The organism is Chitinophagales bacterium, assembly GCA_020635995.1.
Classification (GTDB): Bacteria; Bacteroidota; Bacteroidia; order Chitinophagales; family UBA8649; genus JAFMKE01.
Genome location: JACJYS010000001.1, coordinates 251515 through 268794 on the forward strand (window position 1 = coordinate 251515; position 17280 = coordinate 268794).

The following is a 17280-nucleotide window of genomic DNA, read 5'->3' on the forward strand; positions in this document are numbered from 1 at the left end:
GTCATAGCGGACGTAATGAAGTGGAGTTCCGCTATCTCATACATTATAAAACAAACATTGAGATGGCGGATAAGGTCATTCGTTCCTCATGACTTTCCGCCATGACACTACACAACACGGTTGTCATAGCGGACGTAATGAAGAGCCTGCATGCCGAACGCATGGAGTTCTGCTATCTCTTTCTACAATAAGTCCTCTTTTGAATACCAATTTTTAAATAAATGCAAAACGAGCAACATGCTTTTCTGTGTATATTTGCTAATGATGAGGCTTATAGTTTTAGTTGTTTTATTATTGGGAATGCAAAATAGTATTTCAGCTCAATTGTATTTAGATAAAGAGCAAGAGAGAATAGCAAATATTTGTAATGAGACAACAGATACCTCATGCCAAAGTATTATTACACACTTAGCTTCAATAAAAGAAACTTTAAAAGATACAAGTTTTAACACAGCATACGTTAACGACCTAAGTATCAAACTGTTTTATGATTTAAAAAGAATAAACAATACAGATACTTTACTTTTTCAGCAAGTTTCAAATAAATTTTTACTGATAAATAATTATCTAAACGCTATAACTGCAAGTGATGAAAAAAGCTTTTTTAAAAACAATAAAAAAGCTACCATACTTTCGGTTATTAACTATTTGCAAAGCACAGCTGAGTTAAATGAATTTATAAAAAACTTAGCAGAAGACCAGCCAAAGTTGTTTTTATCTAACTATTATGCATTTGAAAACAGCACACTTAAAGAAAAACTGCTTACAAAAATTGCTACAAATAATCCTATTTTAATAAAAAGATATTTAGGTAGCAATAATAGCATTAGAACTGCTATAATAAACAGTAAATCAGATACTTTAGCTTTAATAAATACCATATATAAGCAAGCAAGCTCTCTGAGTAATGCCTTTTATTTAATGCAAAAAATAATAGATAATGAGCTTAGCATTCAGCAAGCAGACAGTATAGGAAAAAATGATAATTATTTATTTAAAACCTTGATAAATATCTCTAAAAATGAAAATGCAATAGCAAAAACGGCTGTTGATGATAAATTAAGTCATTTAAGCACTTTAATTATTCGCCCTATAAATGCCGCTTATGAGCAACACGAAAGTTCTACAAGATTTAAACCTCTTGAAAAATATAATGCAACAGAACTCTACACCTTAATGATTTACAGCGAAGAAGAAATTTTCACGTCAACTTTTGAAGGGACTTATAATCTGTTTTTAAAAAAACTTGAAAGTAATAAACAAGATGGATATACTTTTTTGCAAGAAATGAATTTTAATGAGTTCAGAACTTTCGTAAAAATGTGTGCAGGTTATGGTCGCTTAAGTTCTTTTTTAAACACCATGACCCTTGCTAATAAAGAACGGTTATTGCATAAATTCCTAAATTTAAAAAACACGTCTAATCTATTAAAAGATGCCGTTAGCATAGCCGATGCCATTGGAAGTATAAATGACGAAACGCTACAAACATATATAGAAAAAGATTTGCTCAGCAATTATAGACAAACTGATAACAAAAAAATAAAATTAGCTTATGGTTTACTTATTAATCTTTTTGCACCAAAGGCTACAACTTTAAAAAATGAATATGATAGTATAGCTCAAAATTATCAAATTCAATCCTTGGGAAGTGTTGATAGCATGGCTTTGTTTGGCAAAGATGGCGTACACACACAAGTACATTTATTTTATGACGATGAAGATGGTATTACATCATTTGCCACTTTCTTACAGACTTTCCCTGCTAAAAATTGGAATATAGAAGACAAAAAAACTTATGTGAAAATAAGTAGTAAAACAGGAAATGCTGTAGTAATATATGCCAATAAAGCCAAGTTTGAGAAAGAGGGAATGAAAGCCATTGACGAACTTTTACTTAAGGAACACACAGAAGTAGAAATGCTGGTACATCGTGGGCATAGTTTTTATGTAAATACCAGCTTAGAAAAACTGCGTGAAGAAACCAAAATAGTATTGTTAGGCTCGTGTGGTGGTTATCATCAAATACTTAATATATTAGAAAAAGCTCCCGATGCTCAAATTATAGCCACTAAGCAAGTGGGAAGCTATACTATAAATAACCCCTTAGTTTTAGATATAGCAGAATGGGTGCGACAAGGAAAAAACATAGAGTGGGAAGCTTTTTGGAAAAATTTTTCTGACTCTATACAGTCCGGTTATGCTAAAGAAAAACTGGATGAATATATTCCTCCTCACAAAAACTTGGGAGCAGCATTTATAAAGGCTTATAAAGCGTATGAGTAATTATTGCGTATTCTACTTAGCTAAAAAATCAAATAGCATTTTATTTTCGTTAACTATTTCGTAGCTAAAGCCTTCTTTATCTAATCTTTTAATTAAAGCATTATAGTTTTCTTTGTTTAGTACTTCTATACCTATCATGCCCGGCACAGTATCTCCACTGGTTTTATTTGATTTATATTCTATTAAAGAAATTTCATCATTTGGTCCCAAAATTTTGGTTACAAAATCTTTAAAACTGCCTGCCCTTCTTGGAAAATTAACTATAAAATAATGCTTTAACCCTTCAAAAAGCATAGAGCGTTCTTTAATTTCTTCCATTCGGGTTATGTCATTATTGCCACCACTTATAACACAAACTATTGTTTTGCCTTTTATTTTATCTTTATAATAATCTAAAGCCGCTATAGACAATGCCCCTGAAGGTTCTAAAACAATGGCATCATCATTATACATTTGTAGTATAACGGTGCAGGTTTTTCCTTCCGGCACAAGTACAATATCATCTAATACTGTTTTACAAATTTCATAGGTTAAATTGCCTACTTTTGCTACGGCTGCCCCATCTACAAATTTGTCCATATTTTGCAGTCGGGTAACTTTCCCCTTCTCAAAAGAAAGTTTCATGCTGGCAGCACCTGTTGGTTCTACACCTATTATTTTGGTGCTGGGACTTACTTGCTTAAAATAACTTCCCACACCCGATGCCAATCCGCCACCACCTATAGGCACAAAAAGATAATCTATAGACTCGGGTTCTTGCTCGTATATTTCTTTAGCTACAGTTCCTTGTCCTTCTATTATTTTTTCATCGTCAAAAGGTTGAATAAAAACTTTATTAGTTTCTTCTTCGTGCTTTTTAGCTTCGGCATAGGCATCGTCAAAAGTATCGCCTACTAATATTACTTCTGTATATTCTTTGCCAAACTGCTTTACCTTTTCTACCTTTTGCATAGGTGCAGTTTTAGGCATAAAAATAGTTCCTTTTATTTTTAGTAAAGCACAAGAAATGGCAACACCTTGAGCATGGTTTCCCGCACTGGCACATACTACGCCACGCTGGCGTTCTTCACTAGATAAAGAAGAAATTTTATTGAAAGCTCCTCTTATTTTGTAACTTCTTCCATACTGTAAATCTTCTCTTTTTAATAAAACTTTACACCCATATTTTTCAGAAAGTGTTCGGTTTTCTTCTAAAGGTGTAGTTTTTATAAATTTGTTAATTTTATGATTTACTTCTAATATTTTCTGAACTGAAATCATTTTTATTCGGTTTAGTTTGGTATTGCAAAGCTATTACTTATTGCGGTATATTTGCAATTAAATATCTCATTTTAAAATCTTTAGTATTTGAGCAAACATAAACATCAGAGTGAAAAAATGGGCGTTTTGTCTATTCCTAAACTACTGTTAGAGCAGAGTTTGCCTGCATCTTTAGGTATTTTAGTACTATCAATATACAATATTGTTGATTCTATTTTTGTAGGAAAATTTGTAGGCACTATGGCATTGGGAGCTGTAGCAGTAGTATTGCCTATTACTTTTTTTATTTCTGCATTAGGAATGGCTGTAGGCGTAGGCGGTGGTTCTATAATAAGCAGAAGTTTAGGAGCAAAAAACTACGAAAAAGCCTATGAAACTTTTGGAAATCAAACACTTATTACAGTTGGTTTATCATCTATTGTAGCATTTGTTAGCTTCTTTTTTTTAGATGAAATTATTTTGCTTTTTGGTGGCAAAGGCGAGCTGATGGAACCCGCTAAGGTTTATTTTAAAATAATACTGCCGAGTGTGCCATTTTTGGCGTGGGCTATGATGAGCAATAATGTATTTAGAGCAGAAGGATTGCCCAAAATAGCTATGATAACCATGTTTATTCCTGCTATAGTTAATTTTATTTTAGATCCTTTGTTTATAGTGGTGTTTGACTGGGGACTGGCAGGTGCCGCTTGGGCTACAAGCATAGCTTATTTTATAAGTGGAATTTTTACTTTCTTTTATTTTATAAAAGGAGGCTCGCAAATGAGCTTAAAGTTTAAATACTTGAAAATTAAATACGAAATAGCTCGTGAAATAATAGAAATAGGAGGTGTAACCTTTGTACGACAAGCTACCGTAAGTTTATTGGCTATAGTTTTAAATAATTCATTGTTTCATTACGGAGCCGAAATGGCTGTTTCTGCTTATGGCATTATAAGCCGACTGATGATGTTTGCCAATTTCCCCGTTTTTGGCTTAACGCAAGGATTTTTACCTATTGCTGGTTATAATTATGGTGCTAAACAATGGCTTCGGGTTAGAGAAACTATAATAAAATCAATACTTTATGGAGTAGTTATAGCTACTGTAACTTTTGCCATTTTAATGGCTTTCCCAGAGCAAATTGTAAAATTATTTACCAACGATAGTGCGCTTATACAACAGTCTGCTCCTGCACTTAGGTTAGTGTTTTTGCTAACGCCATTTTTAATTATTCAGCTCATTTCTTCAGCTTATTATCAGGCTATAGGAAAAGCTTTGCCCGCATTAATACTTACTTTGCTAAAACAAGGAATTTTTCTTATTCCACTGGTGCTACTTTTACCTAAATATTTAGGACTGCAAGGTATATGGTATGCTTTCCCTTTGGCAGATTTGTTAACTTCCTTAGTTTCGGGAGTATTTATTTCTATTTCTTTGGGAAAACTAAAGCTAATGCACAATAGAATATAGCACACGAAGCATGTAAATAAAACAAAAGTTAACAAATACTACAATAGCAAGTTTTGAAGCCTTTGAAATATTATTGTATTTTTACAAACTATCCTTTACGAACTATAAGCATGAAAAAAATATTTTTTCTTATATCATTTTTAATATTCTTTTTAAGTATAAATGCACAAAGCAATAAAGACCTTGTTTTGGCACGCCAGTATTACAATAATGGCGATTACGAAAAAGCCTCACAGCTATTTTATGAGCTATGGAAAAATGACAGCAATAATGAATATTACTACACCAGCTTGCTGTACAGCCATATCAGATTAAAAGAATTTGATGAGGCTGAAAAAATTGTAAAAAAACAAATTAAAAAGAACAAAGAAAACCTTAATTATCAAATTGACTTAGGCTACGTTTATTCCCAAAATAATGATGCTACCGCTGCCGAAAAAGAATTTGAAAGTGTACTAAATCAATTGGTAGCCAACCAAAACCAAATTAGACAGGTAGCTTCTAAGTTTTTAAATATTCAACAAACCGATTATGCTATAAAAACCTACTTAAAAGGTAGGAAACTGTTAAACACCAACGACCTTTTTGTGTATGAGTTAGGCAATGCCTATTTTAAAGAAAATAAAAATAAAGAAGCAGTACAAACTTACTTAGATTTATTACAGAGCAACCCTAATAACATAGTTACGGTGCAAAGCATACTTGCCAATAAATTGGATAAAGAAGAAGTACAAGACGAGTTAGAAACGCAACTTTACACCCTTGTGCAAAAAAAGCCAAATGACAATACCTATGCAGAAATGTTGATTTGGTTATTTTCTCATCAGCAGGATTATGAGCAAGCATTGATACAGGCAAAAGCTTTAGACAAAAGAAATAATGAAGATGGCAATAGAATTTTCCTCTTAGCAAACGATGCTTTTCAAGAAAAACAATATGACACAGCCATTGATGCTTACAAATATCTAATAGAAAATAAAAAAGATAATACTACATTACGTAGAGCAAAAGCACTACTTATTCGTTCGGAACAAGAAAAAATAACCTCTCGCCCTAATTATACTGCCGAACAAATAAACGCCCTACAAAACAACTATGCTAACTATTTGAACACCTACGGAAAAGGTATTGAAAATGTTGATGTTATATCTAATTTTGCTCATTTGCAGGCTTATTATATTCATAATTTAAGTGAAGCTATTACCTTGCTTGAAGATGCTATTTCTTTGCCTAATATTCCTAAGAAAACAAAAAACACTTTAAAACTTGAACTTGGTGATATTTATATTTTAGACGATAATGTTTGGGAAGCCACATTGCTGTATGCCCAAGTAGATAAAGATGAAAAAGATAGCCCTATAGGAGAAGATGCACGTTTTAGAAATGCTAAATTATCTTATTATAAAGGAGAGTTTGAGTGGAGCCAAGCTCAACTTAAAATTTTAAAAGGTGCCACCACAGAATTAATAGCTAACGATGCTATAGATTTATCGGTTTTTATAATGGATAATTTAGGTTTAGATAGTATAACTACCACTATGGAAGAATATTCAAAAGCAGAATTGTTTGCTTTGCAGAACAGAAATGAAGAAGCACTGCAAACTTTAGATGATATTCTAAAAACTTATCCGGGGCATGCACTTACAGATGATGTATATTATAAAAAAGCTCAAATATATTTTAGCAAAAACAACTATGAGAAAGCTGTAGAAATGCTTAATGCTATTTTGCTCAATCACAAAGAGGATATACTGGCAGATAATGCCGCCTTTATGCTTGGCGATATTTACCAAAACTACTTAATGGATAAAGAAAAAGCCATGAAGTACTATAAACTTATTATTACAGATTATTCGGGTAGTGTCCTGCTGGTAGAAGCACGTAAAAGATACAGAGCTTTAAGAGGTGATAATATTTAAACCTGAGTTAGATATTCTTTTTTCGTTTCTGCCTAAAACAGCAGACATATAGCAAATTTAGCTAATTTTTATTGTAATATAAAATATTTTTACATTTCGTTTTCAATAGTTATAAAAAGTTCGGAACTCTTCAAGAGTTCCGAACTTTAAAAAATAGTACGCCTCTATTTTGTGCATGCATATTAATAAAAATGATGCATATTTCTACGCACCATTTTATATTGATTTGAAAAACGGAATAAATCCTATTCGTAATCGTACGTTTTTTCTATTTCTATTTTCTTTTTAGCTGTTTCGTTATACTTAGCAGCTCTTTTTTTCATGTATGTTAGTCTATCTTCCGATAATCTTTCTCTACTATAATCTAAAATATCTTGTATTTCATCAATTTTTCCATTTGTTTCCATTAAAGAAATAAATAAAATTAGTTTTTGATCTTCCATTAGCTCATGAGCGTATTCAAATTTCTCTTGGTAAACTTTAAACTGAATTTTTTCGCCTATGCTGCCTAAAAATGCTTCTCTTGCCCATTTAATAGCGTCTTTGTAGTTTTTCTCGTTATATGCTTTTATCATTTTGTTGTAATACTGCATATTTTCGGCTATGATATCTTTATTCCTTTGGCTGTCTGTTAGTATTTTTTCTTCAAAAAAAGATTCATCTACTTTTTGTACTTTAAAATAACCTTCTGCATATTTTTCTTGTGCTTTTGCAGTAAAGGTAAATAGTGCTACTGTTAGTATTAAAATTAATTTTTTCATAATTGTTTATTTTATTTACTTCAAAGTTATATAAATTTTTCAATAATTTCGTTACTTACCCCTTGATGAGAAATATTGTAAACAGCTTTTCCGTTTTTTATTATAATTAATTGTGGCGATTGATGTATTACTCTAAACCTATCTGCTATTTCATTTGAGATGTTTCTGTAAGTCAATAAATCTAAGTAATAAAAGTCTAATTGTTTTTCATCAAACTGCCAGCTATCCTCCAGTTTATGCATAGCATGAGAGGATACGCCACAGCGTGTGCTATGTTTAAAAATAGCTATGGTTTTGTTGTTAGAATCATCAATTATTCTATCTATTTGGTTTATTGAAGTAAGTTGTTGCCACGGTGCTACCATATTATCTGTTTAATTTGTAATCAAAGTTAATGAAAAAGCCTAAAAAACAATTGTAACAAATGATACGTAGTGTTTCAATATCTATATCAGCCCCTTTTTTTATGCCAAAAAACTACTCAACTTTATTATCTTTGTCGGTTCATGAAAAACATACGTAACTTTTGTATTATAGCACATATTGACCACGGTAAAAGCACCTTGGCAGACAGGCTTTTAGATGCTACTCAAACGGTATCTGAAAGAGATAGACAAGACCAAATTTTAGATGATATGGATTTGGAACGAGAAAGAGGTATTACTATTAAAAGTCATGCTATACAAATGAACTATGTGCATACCGACAATCAAAAATATACTTTAAATTTAATAGACACTCCCGGGCACGTAGATTTTTCTTATGAGGTTTCGCGTAGTATAGCTGCGTGCGAGGGAGCTTTACTTTTAGTAGATGCCGCACAAGGCATTCAAGCTCAAACTATTTCAAATTTGTACTTGGCATTAGAGCATGATTTAGAAATAATACCTGTTATAAACAAGGTAGATATGCCCGGAGCTTTAATAGAAGAAACTGCCGACCAAATAATGGATTTATTGGGTTGCGATAGAGAAGATATATTAGAAGCAAGCGGGAAAACAGGTTTAGGTGTAGATAAAATATTAGATGCCGTAATAAACAGAATATCAGCACCTCAAGGAAATGAAGATGAGCCACTACAAGCCATGATTTTTGATTCTGTTTATAACCAATACAGAGGTGTTATAGCTTATTTTAGAATTTATAATGGCAAAATTAAGCAAGGCGAAGATATAAAATTTGTGGCTACAGGAAATAACTATTTAGCCGATGAAATAGGAATATTAAAACTTACCCAAGAGCCTCAAAAGCAACTATCAGCAGGAAATGTAGGCTATGTTATTACTGGCATAAAATCTTCTAAAGAAGTAAAAGTAGGCGATACTATTACCGATGCTCATAATCCTACTACCAAGATGGTAAAAGGTTTTGAAGATGTAAAACCTATGGTTTTTGCAGGTATTTACCCCATAGATTCTGATGATTATGAAGATTTAAGAGATGCTCTTGAAAAATTGCAACTTAATGACGCTTCCTTAGTGTTTGAACCGGAAACGTCTATTGCCTTAGGTTTTGGGTTTAGATGTGGATTTTTAGGTATGTTGCACTTAGAAATTATACAAGAAAGATTAGACCGAGAGTTTGACCAAAGTGTAATAACTACAACACCACAAGTTACCTATCACTTATATGATAAAAAAGGTGAAATGACGCTTTTGCACAATCCGTCAGACTTGCCCGACCCAACCGTAGTAGATAGAATAGAAGAACCATACATACGAGCTCAAATAATTTCTAAACCCGAGTATATTGGAAGCATAATGAACCTTTGTATGGAAAAAAGAGGCATAATGAAAAACCAAGTATATTTATCACAAACCAGAGTAGAGCTTACTTTTGAAATGCCTCTGTCTGAAATTGTTTTTGATTTTTATGATAGATTAAAATCTATTTCAAGAGGATATGCTTCTTTTGATTACCACATGATAGGCTACAAAAAAGGAGATATGGTGCGTGTAGATATAAAACTTAATGGCGAAAACGTAGATGCTTTCTCGGCTATGATACACAGAGATAAAGCCTATGATTTTGGTAAAAGACTTTGCGAAAAACTAAAAGAACTTATTCCCCGCCAACAGTTTGTAATAGCCATACAGGCAGCTATAGGCATGAAAATTATAGCAAGAGAAACTATTTCTGCCATGAGAAAAGACGTAACTGCCAAATGCTACGGTGGAGATATAACCCGAAAACGAAAATTACTTGAAAAGCAGAAAAAAGGTAAAAAACGTATGCGTCAGTTTGGCAAAGTAGAAGTGCCTCAGCAAGCGTTTTTAGCGGTACTTAAACTCAATGATTAATAGTTCGGTAAAACAACTTTTCATTTAATTATTGTCCTCTATTAAATGAGAGAAATAGTGAAAAGTTTAGTGATGCTTTTTGTTTCCTACAACAATACAAAAATATAGCTATAGCTTAATTTTTATTTAATGAAAAGATGATTTTATCTTGAAAAATCATTATTTTTACTTTTATATCTTTGAAGCCTATAATTCTATTTATGAAAAAACAACTACTTTTCCTTTTTATCTGTCTTTCTTATCTGCTTTCTGCGCAAACTGTAGATAGAGGTCCGTACTTGCAAAGCCCTAACCACAACAGTATTATAGTTATGTGGCGAACCACTACCAACACCAGCACAAAAATTTGGTACGGAACAGATTCGATCAATTTAACGCAAAATGCAGAAATTAGTAATAATGTAAAAGACCACGAAATTAAAATAACGGGACTGCAACCCTACACAAAATATTATTATAAAATTGGCGATTTAAGTTCGCAATATACACCTGCTACCGGGCAAAGTTTTAAAACACACCCATTACCGGGCACTAAAGGTGTGCCTACTCGTATTTGGGCAACAGGCGATTTTGGTAAAGGAAACTCTAAACAAATAGACACAAAATTGGCATTTGAAGCCTATTCGGGTGTAGGAAGTGCAGATGTATGGCTTTGGCTGGGCGATAATGCCTACGATGATGGCAATCAAAGTCAATATCAAGCTAAAGTGTTTGCCGTGCCGGGATATAGTGATGTATTTCCCCACCAGCCGTTTTGGGCTTCTCCGGGCAATCATGATTATAATACCGTTTGGAGTGAAAGTACTTTATTGGGCATCCCTTACTCCAACATTCCTTTATCAAACCACATGGGACCATATTTTGATATTGTAGAAGTTCCTCAAAATGGCGAAGCAGGTGGTTATCCTTCAAATTTAGAGGTGTTTTATTCATTTGATTATGCAGATGTTCATTTTCTTTCTTTAAACTCAGAAGTGTTTGACTATACCTTATCTTATGATGGTATGAACGCCATGACTAATTGGATTATTCAAGATTTAAGCCAAAGCAATGCTAAGTTTAAAATAGCTTATTGGCATCAGCCACCATATACCAAAGGCTCTCACGATTCAGATGGTTTTTATGAATTAGTAATGAAAGCCGTAAGAGAACGAATTATTCCTGTTTTAGAAGAACATGGCATTGATTTAATCGTTTGTGGACATAGTCATGTTTTTGAGCGTAGTTATTTATTAAACGGACACTATAGTGGTGGTTCTTCTTTTAATATTAACACCATGGCAGTTGATGCCTCAAGTGGAAATTTTGATGCAGGCACGCCATATATAAAGGATACCTTGGTTTCTACACAAGACGGAACGGTATATATTGTTTGCGGTAATAGTGGAAGCTCTACTTCCGGAGTGGGAGAAGGTTTAGATTATCCTGCCATGTATTATTCCGATGCGTATGATGCAGCAGGTTCTTTTGTTATAGATATTTATAAAAACAGACTTGACGGATATTATTTAAAATCGGATGGCACTATACCCGATGAATTTACATTGTTAAAGAAAGATTTACGAGTAAATGCTATGGCAGATTTTTCTATTTGCCAAGGCGAATCAGTTGATGTAATAGCTAATTACACTGGCGGTTCAGATAGCATGAATTTTGTATGGACAGGTTCAACAGCCGTAGGGGAAACAGTTACGCTTTCGCCCACTACCACTACAAATTACACCTTAGAAATAACCGACTTTTTAACAGGACAAATAGAAACCAGTAGTTTTACCATAAATGTATCGCCTACCCCACAACCTAACGTAGATGAACTTACTTCTGGAACGCTGAATGCTAATCTTTCCGGTTCGCAATATACTTACCAATGGTTTATAAATGGCAATCCTATAAGTGGAGCAACTAATGAAACGTATCAACCTATAATAGATGGAAACTATACCGTAGAGGTTTATAATAGTAATACAGGCTGTACGGTAGAATCAAGCAGTTATAGTTTTTATGGTTTACCTACAGAAGCATACATAGATACACTTGGCGATTCGCTGATAACAGTAGAACCTATTGATACGGCATATACTTATCAATGGTACTTAAATGATACCGCTATAGCCGGGGCAAACAATACAAGCTACACTTATACAGAAAGTGGCGATTATTATGTTGAAGTAATACTTCCTAATGGCGATACGCTACAATCAAACACAATAACCGTTGTTTTTGAAACCTTGCCTCCTACGTCTATTTTAGATGTGGCTAATAATGTTTCTACTATTTACCCTAATCCTGCCAGTGAACAGATAATTTTAGAATTGTTTGATAATAAATACAACACAAGTCCATACAGTATAATTAATACTACAGGCAAAACGGTATTAAATGGCGTACTTACAGGAACAAATACACCTATCAATATTTCAAAACTAAGTACAGGCGTATATTTTTTAAAGATAGAAGCGGATGTTCCTGTTTATAATAAGTTTGTAAAAAAATAGTATGAAGAAATTTATTTTACCTTTTTTTATAGTTGCCTTTGTTTTGGGGATGGCACAGCAACAGCAGTTTACCGCTCCTGGGTCGGGCACATTTATTATTCCCAATAGTGTGGTAAGCCTAAAAGTGGAATGTATAGGCGGTGGCGGTGCTGGAGGAAGAGTAGAAGGCGATTCTTGGACTTTTATAAACTATGAAGCTGCCGGAGGTGGAGGCGGTGGTGCTTATGTGCGTGCCATAACGCCCGTAGTGGCAGGAAATAGCTATACTATTCAAGTAGGAAATGGAGGTATAAGCAATGGTGCAAATGGCGGAAATTCTTGGTTTGGGAGTAATACAACTGTAATGGCAGAAGGCGGGAAAACAAGAGGAGGTGTTAATAATAGCGGTGGTGCTAACGGTGGGAAAGCGGTAAATTCTTATGGCGATGTAAAATATGATGGTGGCAATGGCGGTAGCGGAGATAGCAATGATGCCGGAGGCGGTGGTGGCGGTGCAGGTAGCTCAGGAAGTGGTGGAAACGGAGCCAATGGCAGTGGCAGTGGCTTATCTCTTGGTGGTACAGGAGCAATAGATTATGGTGGTAATGGTGGTAGCGGTGGCTACGATGGCAATACCGGAGCAGCAGGAAGCACCTTTGGTGGCGGAGGCGGTGGCTCAAGCATACAATCTAATACAGATAGAAACGGGGGTGCAGGAGCAAGTGGTATAGTTATTTTGCAATGGAGCGAAGTACAGGCTTTATCTAAAACAAACTTTTGTGGCAATGTACAAGATACTTTATTGATTACAGGTACAAACTTTATAAATGTAGATTCTGTTGTCTTAAACAATAGTGCTTTATCTTATAGCGTATTAAATGCTACGACTATTCAAGTAATTATTCCTGTGGGAGCTTCAAATGGCGAGTTGTTTGTACACACAAAACAAGGCGTTTCAAAATCAGATTCTATATCTGTACAAAACAATTCATTAGTTTTAACAGTAGATTCTAATACCATAACAGCTAATTACTCCGGTAATACAAACCAAGCCAACTGGATTTGGTTTAATTGTGCCAATAATGATACCATTAGTATAAGTGCTAATACTACTTTAACGGTAAGTGAAGTGGGTTTTTATGCTTTAACGGTAGAAGAAAATGCTTGCGTACTTACCACACCTTGCGAAACTGTAACAAACATTCCGGACACCAATACATTTACACCTATTGATACATTAGTAATACCACCAGATACTATTATTAACGAAGATAGCACTACCGCTATTCGCAATATTAATAATGCTGCATTTGTTAGGGTATATCCCAACCCAACATCAAATAAAGTGTTTATTAGTTCTTTAGAAACAAACTTAACACACTTAGCTGTTTATAGTATGACAGGAAAATTGATTTTAAGTACTGATTTAAACACTAAGAAAACAGAAATATCTTTTAGCGAATTGCCTAAAGGTGTTTATCTACTTAAAGTAATGTCAGATAGCAAAGTGAATACTTATAAGGTGGTAAGGGATTAAATGTGTTAAATATACTATGCTTTATCTATTCTCGTAGCGTTTTGCTAAGGTCTATTTAAAAAAAACATCAGAAAAAAATACTTGCATTTGGGTTGTGGGTTTGATAAAAAAACGGGAGCAGTTTAAATTGTTCCCGTTTTTTTATTCAGATATTTGCCCTTTTCAGCCTTAAAGAATTAGCAATAACAGATACAGAGCTGAAACTCATAGCTAAAGCGGCTATCATAGGAGATAATAAAATACCGAAAAACGGAAACAGCAAGCCTGCTGCCACAGGAATACCTACACTATTGTAAATAAGAGCAAAAAATAAGTTTTGTTTTATATTTTTCATTACGGCATCACTTAAATTTCTTGCTTTTACTATTCCTTGCAAATCGCCTTTTACTAAAGTAATCATAGCACTTTCTATGGCTACGTCTGTTCCTGTGCCCATAGCAATACCCACATCACTTTTGGCTAATGCAGGAGCATCATTTATACCATCGCCAGCCATTGCCACTATTTTACCTTCTTTTTGTAGCTCTTCTACTTCTTTAAGTTTATCTGCCGGAAGTAAACCTGCCTTAAAACCGTCTAAATTGAGTTCTTTTGCTACAGCCTGAGCCGTATCTTCATTATCGCCAGTTAGCATTATCACTTTTATTCCTTTTTGTTGTAATTCCTTTATAGCAACAGCACTTGTTTGTTTTATTTTATCCGCTATAACAATAAAACCACTCACATTTCCATCAATAGCCAAAAAAGAAACCGTTTTGCCTTGTTTTTGATATTTATGAGCTTCATCTTTTACACTTTTTGTCATTTCGGCATTAGCATAGCTCATCATTTTTTCATTTCCTAAAGCTACTTTTTTGCCATTTACTATACCTTCTACGCCTTTTCCTGTTATGGCTTCAAAATTTGAAGTTTTTAAAATTTGCACATTATTTTTTTCGCCAAATTTAGCTGTAGCTTCAGCCAATGGATGCTCACTACCGCTATTTAAAGAAACTACATATTGTAAAATCTCATTATCGTTATAGCCATTGTTTAGCGTTTCTATTTTTTCTACGGTAGGTTTGCCTTCTGTTAATGTTCCTGTTTTATCTACAATTATAGTATCTACTTTATCCATTTTTTCCAATGCTTCGGCATTTTTTATTAGCACGCCATTTTGAGCTCCCTTGCCCACACCTACCATAACCGACATTGGCGTAGCCAAACCTAAAGCACACGGGCAGGCAATAATTAATACAGCAATGGCATTAACCAAAGCATAAACATAAGACGGCTGCGGACCAAATAATGCCCAAGCAATAAAGGTAACTACTGAAATAGCCACTACAATAGGCACAAAATACGCAGAAACCGTATCGGCTAATTTTTGAATAGGAGCTCTGCTTCTGCTGGCATCATTTACCATGTTTATTATTTGCGAAAGCAAAGTGTCTGTTCCTACTTTCTCTGCTTTCATTAAAAAAGTATTATTGCCGTTTATAGTACCACTGCTCACAGTATCTCCTACGGTTTTTTCTACGGGAATAGGCTCTCCTGTTATCATAGATTCATCTATGGTGCTTGTTCCTTCTGTAATACTACCGTCCACAGGTATTTTATCTCCGGGTTTTACTCTTAAAATATCGCTTATCTCTATTTCATTTATACCTACTTCTATTTCTTTACCGTCTTCTACTTTTATGGCTTTATTAGGTGCTAATTTCAACAACTCTTTAATAGCTGAATTGGTTTTGCTATGTGCACGAGCTTCTAAAACTTGCCCCATTAAAACAAGGGTAAGTATTACCGTAGTAGCTTCAAAATATACGTGTACAGTTCCCGATTCTGTTAAAAACTGCTCAGGGAAAAAAGTGGGAAACAACAGACCAAATACACTAAAAATCCATGCCACTCCGGCACCTATTCCTATTAAAGTAAACATGTTTAAGTTCCAGGTTTTAATGCTTTTATAGGCTCGTTCAAAAAACATCCAAGTAGCATAAAAAACTACAGGAAGTGATAAGGCAAACTGTACCCAGTTCCAATATTTTTGTGGTAACACTTTATACAAAGGATTATTGGGAATCATTTCACTCATGGCTATTAAAAAAATAGGAAGGGTAAAAGCTGTAGCAATCCAAAACTTTTTTAATAATTTATTATACGATTTTTCTTCTGCCGATAAATCGGCTTTTAGTGGCACTAAATCCATACCGCAAATGGGGCAAGCACCGGCATGGTCTTCTACTATTTCGGGGTGCATGGGGCAAGTCCATTTTTCTGCCGATAAAGAGTTTAAATTTTGCTCTTCTACTAAATCCATCCCACACACAGGGCAATCTCCCGGTTTATTGTATGTTTTATCGCCCTCGCAGTGCATGGGGCAGTAAAAAACGCCCGTTCCTTTCCCTTTTGGTTTCTCCTGTTTTGTTGGTTTATCATGTTTATGCTCTCCTATATTGTGTATAGTGTAAGTACTGCCATCTTTTTTTAATGCTTCTTGAAAAACCTCTATTGGAATATGTTTTTCCATTTCAATAGTAGCTTCTGCTTGGTCTAAATCAACAAAAACATTTACTACATCCGGTACTTTTGCCAGCGTATTTTGTACATGGTTTTTACAACCACTACAACTCATCCCGTGAATATGATATTTATGTGTCATAACTAATTTTACTTTAGTACAGCACAAAGTTCTATAATACTCAATAATTAAGTTTTACAATATTTTGGGTTTGATTTGTAAGATTTATAAATCTTCTAAAGATTTTCGTTTTAAAGTACCCAGTTTTTTAAAGTGGCTTGGTGTTAAGCCTGTTTCTTTTTTAAATTGATTACTTAAATAAGCCACGCTTGAATAGTTTAATTGGTCTGAAATTTCACTTAGGCTAAGTTCATCATACATTAAAAGTTCTTTTACTTTTTCTATTTTTTGAAGAATATAATATCTTTCTATTGTTATGCCCTCTACTTCTGAAAATAAGTGGCTTAAAGTACTATATTCTGTATGCAATTGTGCAGCAAGAAATTCAGATAATGTAATATTAATATCGTTATTTTTATTTTGAACTATATCAATTATTGAGGTTTTTATTTGCTCAATAATTTGTGATTTTTTATCGTCCAATAAGTCAAAACCGTAACTTTTAAGTTCGTTTATTAGCCGTGGTTTAATATGTGAAATGTCATCTTCTTGAAGTTCAACTACGCCTAAATTTACATTTAATGGATGCAACTCTAATTTTTCAAGACTTGATTTTACAACCATTTTACAGCGATTGCACACCATATTTTTAATGTAAATTTTCATATTTT

General features: G+C 33.8%; 11 protein-coding genes. 6 read left to right on the forward strand and 5 right to left on the reverse strand.

Features of this window, described 5'->3' with window-relative positions; genetic code table 11:
• The first annotated feature begins 237 nt into the window (after positions 1-237).
• Complete coding sequence (locus H6578_01155) at positions 238-2286, forward strand: hypothetical protein (protein ID MCB9225763.1); 2049 nt, start codon at positions 238-240, stop codon at positions 2284-2286.
• 12 nt (positions 2287-2298) lie between these two features.
• On the opposite strand, the gene ilvA is transcribed toward H6578_01155, so the two are convergent.
• Positions 2299-3546 carry a threonine ammonia-lyase gene (gene ilvA / locus H6578_01160; GenBank protein ID MCB9225764.1) on the reverse strand — a complete coding sequence of 416 codons (1248 nt, stop codon included), beginning with the start codon at positions 3544-3546 and terminating at the stop codon, positions 2299-2301.
• Between the two features lie 117 nt (positions 3547-3663).
• Between ilvA and H6578_01165 the strand changes: the two genes are divergently transcribed.
• Together H6578_01165 and H6578_01170 are read left to right on the forward strand one after the other, a co-directional pair.
• A complete protein-coding gene (locus H6578_01165; protein MCB9225765.1) occupies positions 3664-4995 on the forward strand; it encodes an MATE family efflux transporter in 1332 nt (443 codons plus the stop codon).
• A gap of 110 nt (positions 4996-5105) precedes the next feature.
• Positions 5106-6914 carry a tetratricopeptide repeat protein gene (locus H6578_01170; GenBank protein ID MCB9225766.1) on the forward strand — a complete coding sequence of 603 codons (1809 nt, stop codon included), beginning with the start codon at positions 5106-5108 and terminating at the stop codon, positions 6912-6914.
• 245 nt (positions 6915-7159) lie between these two features.
• Here the strand turns inward: H6578_01170 and H6578_01175 are convergent, their stop codons facing one another.
• Together H6578_01175 and ytxJ are read right to left on the reverse strand one after the other, a co-directional pair.
• The gene (locus tag H6578_01175) at positions 7160-7675 is read right to left on the reverse strand and encodes a hypothetical protein (GenBank protein MCB9225767.1); all 516 of its coding nucleotides are present in this window, start codon (positions 7673-7675) and stop codon (positions 7160-7162) included.
• A gap of 26 nt (positions 7676-7701) precedes the next feature.
• On the reverse strand, positions 7702-8040 hold the full coding sequence (ytxJ, locus tag H6578_01180) for a bacillithiol system redox-active protein YtxJ (protein ID MCB9225768.1): 339 nt from the start codon (positions 8038-8040) through the stop codon (positions 7702-7704).
• Between the two features lie 141 nt (positions 8041-8181).
• Between ytxJ and lepA the strand changes: the two genes are divergently transcribed.
• The 3 genes from lepA to H6578_01195 all read left to right on the forward strand — a co-directional run bounded on the left by lepA (position 8182) and on the right by H6578_01195 (position 13986).
• On the forward strand, positions 8182-9975 hold the full coding sequence (lepA, locus tag H6578_01185; GenBank protein MCB9225769.1) for an elongation factor 4: 1794 nt from the start codon (positions 8182-8184) through the stop codon (positions 9973-9975).
• Positions 9976-10175: 200 nt separating this feature from the next.
• Positions 10176-12470 carry a metallophosphoesterase gene (locus H6578_01190; GenBank protein MCB9225770.1) on the forward strand — a complete coding sequence of 765 codons (2295 nt, stop codon included), beginning with the start codon at positions 10176-10178 and terminating at the stop codon, positions 12468-12470.
• 1 nt (position 12471) lies between these two features.
• Complete coding sequence (locus H6578_01195; GenBank protein MCB9225771.1) at positions 12472-13986, forward strand: T9SS type A sorting domain-containing protein; 1515 nt, start codon at positions 12472-12474, stop codon at positions 13984-13986.
• A gap of 145 nt (positions 13987-14131) precedes the next feature.
• On the opposite strand, the gene cadA is transcribed toward H6578_01195, so the two are convergent.
• Together cadA and H6578_01205 are read right to left on the reverse strand one after the other, a co-directional pair.
• The gene (gene cadA, locus H6578_01200; GenBank protein ID MCB9225772.1) at positions 14132-16630 is read right to left on the reverse strand and encodes a cadmium-translocating P-type ATPase; all 2499 of its coding nucleotides are present in this window, start codon (positions 16628-16630) and stop codon (positions 14132-14134) included.
• 84 nt (positions 16631-16714) lie between these two features.
• Positions 16715-17275: a helix-turn-helix transcriptional regulator gene (locus H6578_01205; protein MCB9225773.1), complete on the reverse strand. Its 561-nt coding sequence runs from the start codon at positions 17273-17275 to the stop codon at positions 16715-16717.
• Between the last annotated feature and the right edge of the window lie 5 nt (positions 17276-17280).